Raw genomic sequence first — 11209 nt, 5'->3', positions numbered from 1 at the left:
CGGTCCGCTGGACACACCAACACCAACACCAACCGACGCCCAGAGCACCAGGACTCACCAACGGGTCCCCCTCCGAGCCGCACAGCACTCAGACGCTGCCTTCAGCGAACTCAGCTAACAATGAGCACCTTGCATGTCAACGGAACGGAACCGTACCCCCCCCCCCCCCTGAAAGCAAGAGCCGGCCGTCACAGCATCGAACTGGCCAACGCGATCTTCGAGTATCTGGCGAACCGCGACGGCCACAACAAGCGGCTGCGGCGCAGCGCCGAGATGATCGCTCGTGTCATGGGATGGCCCGCACGCGAGTGCGAGTCGTGGCACGACGACGTGTGGCTGGTGGACTCCACCCCGGCGGGGCAGCCGACCAGCACGCTCACTCACCGCCTAGACCACTGACCCCTTGGAACTAATCATCTAGCGGCATGAATCCAACATTCGGACGAGATGCTTGCTCGATTCGTCATCGGGCAATGCCGCCCGGCGGCGCATATCGAGGTCCTGAAGCCACAGGGTGAGCGGCGATCGCCGAACTCTCGCGGCGGAACTTGCGGAGCTGGAGGCCGAGGGACGCCTCAGTGTGCGGGTAGGTACGAGCACCTTCAATTTCCGACGGGTGACGGAAACGGACGACTTGATCGGGGCCATTCAAGACTCAGTGCAGCACAAGCTGAAGCGCAACCAATGGACGACCAACGACCAATTGCGATGGCTGGTCGTGGTACTCGACAACGGTGAGCCGGCTACACAGCTCGCGGGAGCGTTCGAATTCCAGGACTGCCTACCGGACCTCGCAGCCATCGAGTTTCCCGGCATCGACGAAGTCTGGGTAATCGCATCAGCCGGCGGCAGGGTGCCGGTCCTCCGGCTCATCGGCGACGGGACTCGTTGGAGCTACTGCGCCGATGTCTTGGCTCATCGACCGCATTGGATACGCAGTCCGGCGACTTCGGCGTAAACGGCCGAAGCATCCGACTCAGTGTGAGCGAGCGGTTAGCGAAACATCAGGTCTCGATTCCTTTGTCCCACCCGAACCGCTGCCCGAGATCAGCCCCGACGACGTCGACTTCGATGATTTGGTCGACGACAGGCCATGCTTCGCCGGCTGAGGTCAGCAAGCCTCGATCACGGAGTCCTGACATGGCTACAGACACAGCGCTCGGGGCCCGCAGCAAGTAGCGCTCTACCTCACGGACACGGTGCTTGCGGTCTGGTGTGGACAAGCACGCGATCGCCACCTCTTTGGCGACTTGGCTGTCCAGCGCACCGCGTGGCCGCACCACGGCGGCACGACCCGAGCCCACAACTGCATCGATGACTATCGGCGGGGAGACGATGTGGAGCACCCCGCGGCGGCATGCTCACAGGCTGCCGAACGTTCTGTGTTCTCGTATACAAGAACACAGAACCGCGCCCACTGCCCGTGATCTCGGACACAAGACACGGAACAGACCCCGATAGCGCCGGTGTCGAACGGGCGTTGAACGGACGATGCAACACGGTTTCGACGAGGGTCTCTACTTGGGACAGGAGATTTTTGGGGTCGATCTCGCGAACAACTTCTGCAGCATCCCGTGGAGGCGGTTTCATCCCCAGCGTTCGACGTCCAGGTCCTCGAACGCCGCAAAATCCGATGTGTTTGCAGTGACGAGGATCAGCCCGTTGACAGCAGCGATGGCCGCTATTTGGCCGTCTACAAAGGGCGGCGTCGTGCCAGCAGCGGTCAGTCGGGCGCGCTCCCGAGCGTGCCAGTCGGCCGCCCGGCGGTCGTAATCCACCACTTCGAAGCGTTCGAGCACGACTTCGTCGATATAGCGCTCGATCGTTTCGCGCCGGCGCGATTGGGGAAGCCGACAGCAGCCAAATCGCATTTCGTGCCAGACCAGCGCCGGGATTGCGATCTCGCGGTCATGCTCACCAAGACGCCGCAGCACCTCGGCGTCCGGCTGCGGCCGCAACGGCTCAGACACGATGTTCGTGTCCAAGAGGTACCTCATCGCCTACAGCGGTACGTCGCGGCCGGGCACTGAATCCCGCAGATCTCCAAACAGCTCGCCGGGGTCGAGTTCCATCTCGGCAAGTCCGACGCTGTCGGAGAATGCTCGGTACGCATCGTCGAAACTTCGAGGGCCGTTGGTGAGCCGTTCAAATGCTTGGCAGCTGATCAGAACTGCCACGGGCTCGCCCCGGCGGGTCAACTCCACCGCCTTACCGCTCTCGGCCTCGCGGATGAGCGACGGCAGGTTGCGCCGCGCCTCAGCAATGGACTGTCGATCTGTGATCGTGATCGCCTTGATATACATCAGTATGTATATTACAGCCTGCGATCGGCATCGGCCTCAGTCTGAGCGATCTCGGTCTGCGGCCTTCTGCGGCCTTCCGGAACGGCGACCGCTCCGACGGGTCAGTGAGGCGGCAGCGAGACCTGTGCAGAACGGCACTATGAGGATGAAGATCCCGATGGAGAGGATGGAAAGCCAGCCCGCCACGACCAGCAACGCCGTCGCCACATAGAGCGCGATCACGCGTCGCTCCGGGAACACGATGGCCGCTGCGAGCGCGCCGAGCCCCCCGACGAGGGACCCAAAGAACACGATCGCCAAGAGTGTTGCCATTCGAACCTGACGCAGCGCTCAACGCACGAAGAACGCAAAGCCAGCGTACGCCTCGCACCCAGGGATTCGAACGAACCGAGCGGCCGTCTCGGCGGTCGTCGGTCCCGGTGCGGGTCGGGGTGGCGCGGAATTAGGAATCCGCAGCCAGGAAACCGGCATCAGGTCTCCAACTCACGAAAGACCCCGACGTACAACGAACTTGATCAGTTTCAGACGCTGTGCGCCCGTCATGCCCGCACTACGATACGAAACGCGGTGCCCACAGACAGCTGAACACGATTGGTCCCAAACGCTTCTGAGACGGTGCCGGACACATGGTTCGCTTTCTGACGCTGCGCTTCGCTTTGATCGTGGTCACCCTCTTGGTGGTCTCGGTGGTCATTTTCGCGGTTTCGGAGGCCCTGCCGAGTGATGCCGCGGAAAGATTGATGGGGCAGTACGCCACGGAGCAGAACGTCAAGCACCTGCGCGAAGAGCTGGGATTAGATCGCTCCGCCCCTGAGCGATACGGAAAATGGATCTGGGGCGCAGTGCAAGGCGACCTGGGCACCTCCTTGATACAGCGACAGCCAATAACAGGCATTGTGGGTCATCGTCTCTTACCTTCGATATATCTTGCTGTATCTGCGTTGCTGATTGCGGTCCCATCGGCAGTGCTGGTGGGCATATGGGCCGGGGTGCGTCCCAACAGCAAGGGCGACCGCGCAGTGACCCTGATCGGCATGATCGGCATTTCGCTGCCCGAGTTCGTGACCGGGCTGTTCCTCACCATCATCGTCGCGTTAAAGCTTGGCTGGTTGCCTACTACCAGCGCCATACCCCGCGGCGAGACTCCGCTGACGAAGCCAGAAATCCTGATCTTGCCAACCCTCACCCTGACCATTGCGCTCTTTGCCTACATCATGCGTATGACGCGAGCCAGCGTGATCGAGACGATGGACAGCCACTACGTGCGGTCGGCGACCCTGAAGGGACTCTCGAGAAAAAGGGTCATATTCCGGCACGCCGTTCCCAACGCGATGCTGCCCACGATTACTGTCGTCGCAACCACCGTCGGATGGCTCCTGGGGGGCCTCATCATCGTCGAGAACGTCTTTGCTTATCCAGGCCTGGGTCAGCTGTTGTTGAATTCAATCCAGACCCGTGACGGTCCTCTGTTGCAGGCCTGCGCTCTCCTCATTGCAGTGGCGTATACCTTCAGCAACCTCTTTGCAGATATCAGCTATCGGATCCTAGATCCGCGCATACGGTTGACCTGATTGTGATGTGGCAGAACACGAGCGGGCAGCAAACTGAAGTGCCCGGCACCGTTCGGCACGCGCGATCGGCAATCGGTCGGGGGATCCGCACCTTCTTGCGACTTTCTCTCTCCACGACGGCTGGACGCATCGGATTGCCCATCGTCATATTCCATATATTGCTGGCGATTCTTGGCCCATTCGTGGCCCCATATTCGATTACCGAGTTTCATGTGCCTCCGGACTATCCCGCAACGCATCGCCTTGCGGGGCCGAGCTGGACGTATCTGTTCGGGAGCGACCATTTCGGGCGCGACGTCTTCAGCCGCGTGCTGTCCGGCGGGGGCTCTCTGATCCTCCTTTCTCTCGCTGGTGCGCTGCTGGGTCTGTTCTGGGGCACGTTGATCGGGATGAGCAGCGGCTACAAGGGCGGCCGCGTGGACCAAGTAGTGATGCGCGTCATGGACGGGATGATGGCGTTCCCGGCGCTGCTGCTGGCCCTGTTGATGCTGACAACACTGGGTGCTCGAGACGCCCCCTGGCGGTGGCTTGAGGCCTACTGGCAGGGCTCGCTGATCGTCGTCACCATCGGCCTCGTCTTCGCACCCTCAGCGGCGCGGGTCATGCGAAGCGTCACTCTGCAAGCCAAGAACCTGGAGTTCGTGATGAGCGCCCGCCTGCGGGGCGAGTCGGCGACCTACATCATCTTCAGGGAAATCATGCCTCATGCACTGCCGACGCTCGGCGTGGAGTTCGCGGTGCGGCTCAGCTACTCGATCTTGCTGGTGTCCTCCCTGGGGTTCCTGGGTCTGGGAGTCCAACCGCCTTCGCCGGATTGGGGCCTCATGATCGCGGAGGGCAGACAGTTCATCGGCAGCGCGCCATGGATCACGCTGGCGCCGGCAGGCGCGGTCGCCACGTTGGTGGTGGGCGTCAATCTGCTGACCGATGGCATCAAGCACGCCCGCGGGATGCCCCGAGAGGTCGTCGGATGAGCAGCAACGCACTCGGTGGAGCGCCGTTGCTCCAGGTGGAGCAACTGGGCGTCACCTTCCTCACGCCGCGGGGCACCGTCCGGGCCGTGCGGGATGCATCGCTGAACGTGCGACGCGGTGAAGTCTTGGGACTCGCGGGAGAGTCGGGATCCGGCAAGTCGACCACTGCCTTCGCCGCCATGGGCTACCTGCCGGGCACGACACGGGTGAGCGGCCGAATTCTCTTCGAAGGTCGAGAAGTTGCGGACATGAACGCGGCAGAGCTGCGCCGCTTGCGGGGCAACCGCATCGCGATGGTGTATCAAGACCCCGCGACGTCGCTGAATCCGACCATGCGTGTTGGGCCGCAGGTCTCCGAGGTGCTGCGCGAACACCTGAACGCGGACGCCCGACAGAGTCGCCGCGCCACCATCGAGCTGTTCGAGAGCGTGCGGCTCGCCGAACCGGAGGCGGTTCTCCGACGGTATCCCCACGAGTTGAGCGGCGGCCAACAGCAGCGCGTGGTGATCGCCATGGCGCTGGCCTGCGAGCCGGATCTGCTGATCCTGGACGAGCCGACGACGGGGCTGGACGTCACCACGCAGGCCACGATCCTGGAGTTGATCGTCGATCTGAAGCACCGAATCAACGCGGGAATCCTGTATGTGACACACGACCTAGGAGTGATCGCAGCCGTCGCAGATCGAGTCGTGGTGATGTACGCCGGCGAGACGGTGGAAGAGGCCTCGGTGCGGCAACTGTTCAGAGATCCCAAGCATCCGTACACGACGGGGCTGCTGCACTGTGTGCCCAAGCCACCGACGGAAGACGGAGCGACCGTCGGGCTCACCCGGATCCCCGGTGCGGTGTTCCCGGCCAGCGAGCCGGCGCCGGACGCTTGTCTCTTCGTATCGCGGTGTCCCATGGCCACCGAGTCGTGCAGTCAGAAGGCTCCGCCGATGGCCGAACCGGTGGTCGGGCACTCGTCACGCTGCTTGTACCCGAATGACATCGCACCGGGAGTGTGGGGCGAGTTGGACACGAATGTGGAAACTGGGCGCGTCCAGCAAGAACCGGTTCTGAGGGCCAAGGATCTGCGCCGTTTCTACGGAAGCTGGGGCCGCAAGTACTGGATGTTCGGCCCACGGACTCGGCCGCCGGTCCGTGCCGTCACCGATGTGGACTTCAAGGTGGGACTGGGACGGACTCTGGGAATCGTGGGTGAGAGTGGCGCTGGCAAGAGCACCATTGCCCGGGTCATCGTCGGACTGGTGCCCCGTGACCAGGGACAGCTACGGCTCAAGGAAGAGGAACTGGCGCCCGAGGTTGACGACCGGACCGACGCTCAACGGGCGGCCATGCGCATGGTCTTTCAGAACCCGACGGCTTCCCTCAATCCGAGGCTTGCCGTTGGTCACGCCATTGTCCGGGCGCTGCGCAAGTTCTCAGGCTTGAACAAGCGGGAGAGTCAACAGCACGCCGAGGAGCTGTTGCAGGCAGTGGGCTTGGATCCGGCGTACTTGAACCGGCCTCCGAGGGAGCTCAGCGGGGGTGAACAACAGCGCGTGGCGCTCGCTGGGGCCTTCGCCGCCTCACCGGACATCATCGTTGCCGATGAGGCAGTCTCCGCCTTGGACGTGTCCGTCCAGGCGCAGGTGCTCAATCTGCTGCGGTCTCATCAGGAAGAGACCGACACGTCCTACGTGTTCATCACCCATGACTTGGCCGTGCTGCGCTATCTCTCCGACGAGATCTTGGTGCTGTACGCGGGCCACGTGGTCGAGTCAGGACAGGCCCACAAGGTGCTCGACACGCCGTCCCATCCCTATACCGAGGCACTGTTGTCAGCGGCACCAGTCCCTGATCCCGACGCGCAGCGGACGACGATCCGACTGCCGGGGTTCGTGCCCACGATGCGGGCCGAGTTTCAGGGTTGCGTCTTCGCCAGTCGCTGTCCTCGCAAGATCGGGGACGTTTGCGACGAGACAACACCGCCGGCACAGACGGCAGTCGGTGGAGATCATGTGCTGTATTGCCACATCCCGCTGGAGGAACTAGCCCATCTACAGGCAAATAGTTCTGTAGAACTCACAAAAACAGGAGGAGTCCCATGAACACAATCGACCCTCAGCGACTGAAGCTGTTGATGGAGCGCGAGCAGCAAAGCTATCTAGCTAGCCACCCGAAATCAGTGGCCTTGTATGAGAGAGCAAAGAACTCGCTCTTGGGAGGAGTTCCGTTTTGCTTCATGAACGGTTTTATGGATCCGTCCTTTCCCTTGTTCATAGCGGAGGGCAGGGGAGCCTACGTGACCGATGTCGATGGCAATCGCTACCTCGACCTCCTTGCAGGTGACCTTGGAGCAATATTCGGGCATTCACCGCCGGCCGTTGCTGATGCGATAGCTCAACAAGCGCAGCGGGGCATTATGTTCACACTTCCCTCCGAAGACGCCATCTGGGTCGGCGAAGAATTGACACGTCGATACGGTCTGCCGTTATGGCAGATCCATATGTCAGCCAGCGATTCGGTCAGGGCCGCGATCAAGATTTCGCGCGAAGTCACCCAACGACACCTCACGCTCATGTTCAATGGCAGCTACCACGGCACCGTGGAAGAAACGTGTGTCGCGGTCGTGGACGGCAAGATGATTACTCATCCGAAGGCCGTCCACTTCGGCATAGGGATGCTTCCCGATCCCGAATCGAGGACCCGTGTCGTTGATCCTTACGACCTCGATGCAGTAGAGAAGGCATTGTCCCCACGGGACGTTGCCTGCGTCATTACCGAGCCAACGTTCTCTCAGGCTCTTCGTGGTCCCTTTGATCAGGACTTCCACGTCGCCCTCCGAGATCTGACGCGTCGCTATGGCACCAAGCTCATCATCGATGAGACGCATGGCATCGGCGCCGCCTGGGGAGGATGCACAGGTCTGTGGAATCTGGAGCCAGACATTTTTGTCGCAGGCAAAGGGATCGCCGGCGGCATGCCTGCCTCAGTCATGGGCCTCAGCCAGGAGGTCGCAGACAGCGTCATGCCGCTGTTCGAGAATTTCTTCGTCGCGGGCATCGGCAGCACCCTGTCGGGCAACGCGCTGGCTGTTGCGGCGCTGCGGGCGAATCTGGAGCATGTCATGACCGAGTCGGCCTACGAGCGGATGATGTCGGCCGGTGAGCGGATGGCCAAGGGCATGCAAGAAGTCGTCACGGCTGCTGACCTCCCGTGGAGAGTCAGCCGCTGGCTCGGCTATGGAGTGCGAGTCGGCTTCTCCTTGGAGAGGCCTCGTACGATGGCGGAGGCTCAGATCCGGGGCGACGAGCAAAGCTTCAGTATCCGCGGCGATGAACTCATACAATATTTCCATGCTTTTTATGTCAATCGCGGTATTATCATTCTCGCCATGGCACTCTCGGCCTTGAACTCTCCAGCGGTTACAGATGACGACGTCGACTACTACGTCGGCGTGTTTGGTGAGTGCGTGAATGAATTAATCGGATAGTGCGTCACTCTCAACGGTGCGTTTGACAGCGCCCTCAAGGGGTAGTAGGCATCATCAACGATTGTCATTAACTAAATGATGATTGTTGTTTATTTGTTTTTTCAATATAAGTATGCACCGATGTACTGGGCATACCAACAAAATACTTAGATTCCGCTGCCGGAATCCCTTCGACAGTGGGGTAGTTCGAGGGGTGAACCGACATGCGAGCATCAAACCGACGATTCCTGAACTTGGGCGTACCGCTGATAGCGCTAGCGCTTGTCGCTGGGGCCTGCACCGGCACCAGCGATACCGGCGATGACGCCGCGGCACCGGCGACGACCGCCGCCGCAGCTGCTGCGCCCGAGACCACCGCCCCGCCCGACGAGGGGGGGCCGAAGTACGGCGGCACGCTGCGGGTCGCGCTGGTCGCGGACACGCACACGCTGGACCCAGCCATCTCGGTATCCGCGGTGACCACCGCTGTTACCCAGCACACCTATGACAACTTGCTCATGATCCAGCCGGATCTCACGATGAAGCCGGAGCTGGCCACTTCGTGGGAGGCCAACGACGACCTCACATCCTACACCTTCTACCTTCGGGAGGGGGTGACGTTCCACAACGGGAAGGACTTCAGTGCGGAGGACGTCGTCTTCACGTTCGACCGTCTGCTGGATCCCGAGCTTGACTCACCGCTGCGGGCCATTCTCAACATCATCACGGACATCGTCGTCCTCGACGACTTCACCGTCCGCTTTGACCTCGATGGCCCCAACGGGTACTTCCCGAGCTACCTGCAGAAGTCTGAGGCACGGATACTTCCCGCCAACCTAGATCTCGCCGACTTGGTCTTGGGAGCGGTCGGCACGGGGCCCTTCATTCTTGACGAGCACCTGCCGGGTGAACGCATCACGATGGTGCGGAACCCCAACTACTGGGAAGAGGGCAAGCCCTATGTGGATGAGATTGTCTTTCTGAACATCCCCGAGCCCGCAGGTCGGGTAGCGGCACTCCTGGCCGGCGACGTGGACCTGATTCAACACGGCATGGCCCCCTTGAGCGTCCCTGAAATCGACGCCCATCCCGACACCCACGTGTTGGTGCTGGAAGGCTGGGGCTGGCTGGGGCTGGCCATGGACAACGCCAGGCCACCCTTCGACAACAAGCTGCTCCGGCAGGCCTTCCAGGCAGCGATGGACCGGGAGCTTGTCAACCAGGTGGCGCTGCTGGGCTTGGGAGCGCCCGGTTACGACCACCCGATCGGCACCAGCAACGCCGTCTTCGCGTCGCAATATGCGCCCCCGCCCTATGACCCAGAACTGGCCAAGTCACTGCTGGCGGAGGCCGGGTACCCAGACGGAATCGACATCGACCTGCACACGGCCGATATCACGACAGGGGCGATGGACATCGCGGTGGCATTCAAAGAGAGTGCTGCACCCGCGGGCATCCGGGTCAACGTCGTGGTCAATCCCTCGGCCGGGTTCTGGGACACGGTGTGGCAGAACGAGACGTTGACGATCGACGCCTGGAGGGGCGCCGATCCGGACCAAGCTCTGAGCGAGCAGTTCCACAGCGCATCGCCGTACAACGCGCCGCACTACGTCAACCCGGAGGTTGACGCGCTGATCGAATTGGCAAAGGGGCAAGATCTCGCGGGCCAGCAGGAGAGCTACGCGGAGGTCCAGCGGATCCTGATCGAGGACGTGCCGGCGATCGTCGCGGCATTCCGGCCGGAATTGATCGCCGTGCAGAATTATGTCCAAGGCGTGAGCCCGCATCCGTTGAGCTGGCCGCTCTTCCAGGATGCCTGGCTGGACTTGGATAACTGATATCGATAACTGATACCGGCAGGTGAGCTGGCCGCGACTGGTCGCGGCCGGCTCACCTCTTGCCGCCATCCACACGAACGCACCGCAGCTACGCCTGCCCAGGACGGTCGCAGTCACGTGTGACCAGCACCGAATCGGCGTGTCGCAGCCGGCGCCCGTGGGTCCAGCAGGCTCTGTCTGCGCTGGGAAGATAGACACTGGCGAAGCTGCCACGCAGGGCTGGAGGCAAGGTTGCCGGTATCTGATTTCGCGTTCAGGGCGGCCAACTGGCTGAACCGCACGGCGATCCGGCTCAGCGGCGGCCGTGTCGGCTGGATTCACAAGGGCACGCCCATCATCGAGGTGACCACTACGGGCCGCCGCAGCGGTGAGCCACGCTCGGCGCTGCTGTCCGTGGTCGCCCAACCAGGTGATGCCTTCGCCGTCATCGGTTCCCGTGGAGGTGACACGAAGCACCCAGCGTGGTTCCTGAACATGCGCGATAACCCGGCGGTCACGGTTCGCAACCGCGACGGCACCCAGCAGATGACAGCCCGGCTCGCCGAGGGCGACGAACGCGCAGCGCTGTGGGCGCAGATCGCCGCCAAGGACGACCACTACGTCCGATTCCAGCGCAAGACCGACCGCCAGTTCCCCATCGTCCTGCTCGAACCCGCTGACGAAGGCCCGGCCGACGGCACCTAGCGGCACCTCGGGGCGAGATCGTCGACAGGATCAGCCGACGATCGGGATCTTGCGCAGGTGCACGAACCAGTTGGCCAGCGACACCGCGGCGCCGGCGACGAATGCGGAGATGGGCAGCACCACCGCAATCGCGCCGACGAAGTTGCCCAGGTACACCGAGATCCAGTTGCGGATGAGTTGGCGGACCGTGATCTGGTGATCGAGCAATCCGATGACCATCAGCTTGTTGCCGGTGAAGAGTTCCGCGCCTGTGATCACCACCAAGAACAGGCCCGTCGACAAGCCGAGGCCCATCAGGAGCCGTGTGGGGCCGATGCCGAGGTTCGACGACATCGTCGACGAACTCAAGAAGGCGTTCAACTGCCCCTGACGACGACCCGCA

The 11209-nt window shown here is 62.2% G+C and carries 13 protein-coding genes; 8 read left to right on the top strand and 5 right to left on the bottom strand.

The genetic code is table 11. From position 1 onward, the window contains the following. Nucleotides 1-120 precede the first annotated feature (120 nt). Both ACOOHB_RS21200 and ACOOHB_RS21195 read left to right on the top strand, forming a co-directional pair. Entirely contained in the window at nucleotides 121-399 is a 279-nt protein-coding gene (locus ACOOHB_RS21200) for a hypothetical protein (protein ID WP_420446765.1), read from the top strand. 217 nt (nucleotides 400-616) lie between these two features. Next, nucleotides 617-958: a hypothetical protein gene (locus tag ACOOHB_RS21195; RefSeq protein WP_420446764.1), complete on the top strand. Its 342-nt coding sequence runs from the start codon at nucleotides 617-619 to the stop codon at nucleotides 956-958. 46 nt (nucleotides 959-1004) lie between these two features. Here ACOOHB_RS21195 and ACOOHB_RS21190 read toward each other — a convergent pair whose 3' ends face one another. The 4 genes from ACOOHB_RS21190 to ACOOHB_RS21175 form a co-directional block, all read right to left on the bottom strand. Continuing rightward, the gene (locus ACOOHB_RS21190; RefSeq protein ID WP_420446763.1) at nucleotides 1005-1346 is read right to left on the bottom strand and encodes a hypothetical protein; all 342 of its coding nucleotides are present in this window, start codon (nucleotides 1344-1346) and stop codon (nucleotides 1005-1007) included. 240 nt (nucleotides 1347-1586) lie between these two features. Next, nucleotides 1587-1997 (bottom strand): type II toxin-antitoxin system VapC family toxin, encoded by a 411-nt coding sequence (locus ACOOHB_RS21185; RefSeq protein WP_420446762.1) that lies wholly within the window; start codon nucleotides 1995-1997, stop codon nucleotides 1587-1589. A 3-nt stretch (nucleotides 1998-2000) separates the two neighbouring features. Beyond that, nucleotides 2001-2303 (bottom strand): type II toxin-antitoxin system Phd/YefM family antitoxin, encoded by a 303-nt coding sequence (locus ACOOHB_RS21180; protein ID WP_420446761.1) that lies wholly within the window; start codon nucleotides 2301-2303, stop codon nucleotides 2001-2003. 36 nt (nucleotides 2304-2339) lie between these two features. Further along, nucleotides 2340-2615, bottom strand: coding sequence for a hypothetical protein (locus ACOOHB_RS21175; protein ID WP_420446760.1), 276 nt, complete (start codon nucleotides 2613-2615; stop codon nucleotides 2340-2342). 314 nt (nucleotides 2616-2929) lie between these two features. Here ACOOHB_RS21175 and ACOOHB_RS21170 point away from each other — a divergent pair, with 314 nt between their 5' ends. The 6 genes from ACOOHB_RS21170 (at nucleotide 2930) to ACOOHB_RS21145 (ending at nucleotide 10827) form a co-directional block, all read left to right on the top strand. After that, nucleotides 2930-3874, top strand: a complete 945-nt coding sequence (locus tag ACOOHB_RS21170) for an ABC transporter permease (protein ID WP_420446759.1) — start codon at nucleotides 2930-2932, stop codon at nucleotides 3872-3874. Between the two features lie 182 nt (nucleotides 3875-4056). Further along, complete coding sequence (locus ACOOHB_RS21165) at nucleotides 4057-4848, top strand: ABC transporter permease (protein WP_420446758.1); 792 nt, start codon at nucleotides 4057-4059, stop codon at nucleotides 4846-4848. Then, a complete protein-coding gene (locus ACOOHB_RS21160) occupies nucleotides 4845-6941 on the top strand; it encodes a dipeptide ABC transporter ATP-binding protein (protein WP_420446757.1) in 2097 nt (698 codons plus the stop codon). The genes ACOOHB_RS21165 and ACOOHB_RS21160 overlap by 4 nt, the downstream gene beginning before the upstream one ends. Then, nucleotides 6938-8326, top strand: coding sequence for a transaminase (locus ACOOHB_RS21155; RefSeq protein WP_420446756.1), 1389 nt, complete (start codon nucleotides 6938-6940; stop codon nucleotides 8324-8326). The genes ACOOHB_RS21160 and ACOOHB_RS21155 overlap by 4 nt, the downstream gene beginning before the upstream one ends. A gap of 203 nt (nucleotides 8327-8529) precedes the next feature. Further along, entirely contained in the window at nucleotides 8530-10143 is a 1614-nt protein-coding gene (locus ACOOHB_RS21150) for an ABC transporter substrate-binding protein (protein ID WP_420446755.1), read from the top strand. 231 nt (nucleotides 10144-10374) lie between these two features. Next, nucleotides 10375-10827: a nitroreductase/quinone reductase family protein gene (locus ACOOHB_RS21145; RefSeq protein ID WP_420446754.1), complete on the top strand. Its 453-nt coding sequence runs from the start codon at nucleotides 10375-10377 to the stop codon at nucleotides 10825-10827. A gap of 30 nt (nucleotides 10828-10857) precedes the next feature. Here ACOOHB_RS21145 and ACOOHB_RS21140 read toward each other — a convergent pair whose 3' ends face one another. Continuing rightward, a complete protein-coding gene (locus ACOOHB_RS21140; RefSeq protein ID WP_420446753.1) occupies nucleotides 10858-11175 on the bottom strand; it encodes a formate/nitrite transporter family protein in 318 nt (105 codons plus the stop codon). Nucleotides 11176-11209 lie beyond the last annotated feature (34 nt).

Origin of the sequence: Candidatus Poriferisodalis sp. (assembly GCF_965215815.1) — a bacterium.
In the GTDB taxonomy this organism is placed as follows: domain Bacteria; phylum Actinomycetota; class Acidimicrobiia; order Acidimicrobiales; family Poriferisodalaceae; genus Poriferisodalis.
This window is presented reverse-complemented; position numbering and strand designations above follow the sequence as displayed.

Coding starts and splice junctions, on each gene's coding strand:
- ACOOHB_RS21170 (WP_420446759.1), top strand. CDS start 2,930: ATGGTTCGCTTTCTGACGCTGCGCTTCGCTTTGATCGTGGTCACCCTC.
- ACOOHB_RS21185 (WP_420446762.1), bottom strand. CDS start 1,997: ATGAGGTACCTCTTGGACACGAACATCGTGTCTGAGCCGTTGCGGCCG.
- ACOOHB_RS21175 (WP_420446760.1), bottom strand. CDS start 2,615: ATGGCAACACTCTTGGCGATCGTGTTCTTTGGGTCCCTCGTCGGGGGG.
- ACOOHB_RS21180 (WP_420446761.1), bottom strand. CDS start 2,303: ATGTATATCAAGGCGATCACGATCACAGATCGACAGTCCATTGCTGAG.
- ACOOHB_RS21200 (WP_420446765.1), top strand. CDS start 121: ATGAGCACCTTGCATGTCAACGGAACGGAACCGTACCCCCCCCCCCCC.
- ACOOHB_RS21155 (WP_420446756.1), top strand. CDS start 6,938: ATGAACACAATCGACCCTCAGCGACTGAAGCTGTTGATGGAGCGCGAG.
- ACOOHB_RS21150 (WP_420446755.1), top strand. CDS start 8,530: ATGCGAGCATCAAACCGACGATTCCTGAACTTGGGCGTACCGCTGATA.
- ACOOHB_RS21160 (WP_420446757.1), top strand. CDS start 4,845: ATGAGCAGCAACGCACTCGGTGGAGCGCCGTTGCTCCAGGTGGAGCAA.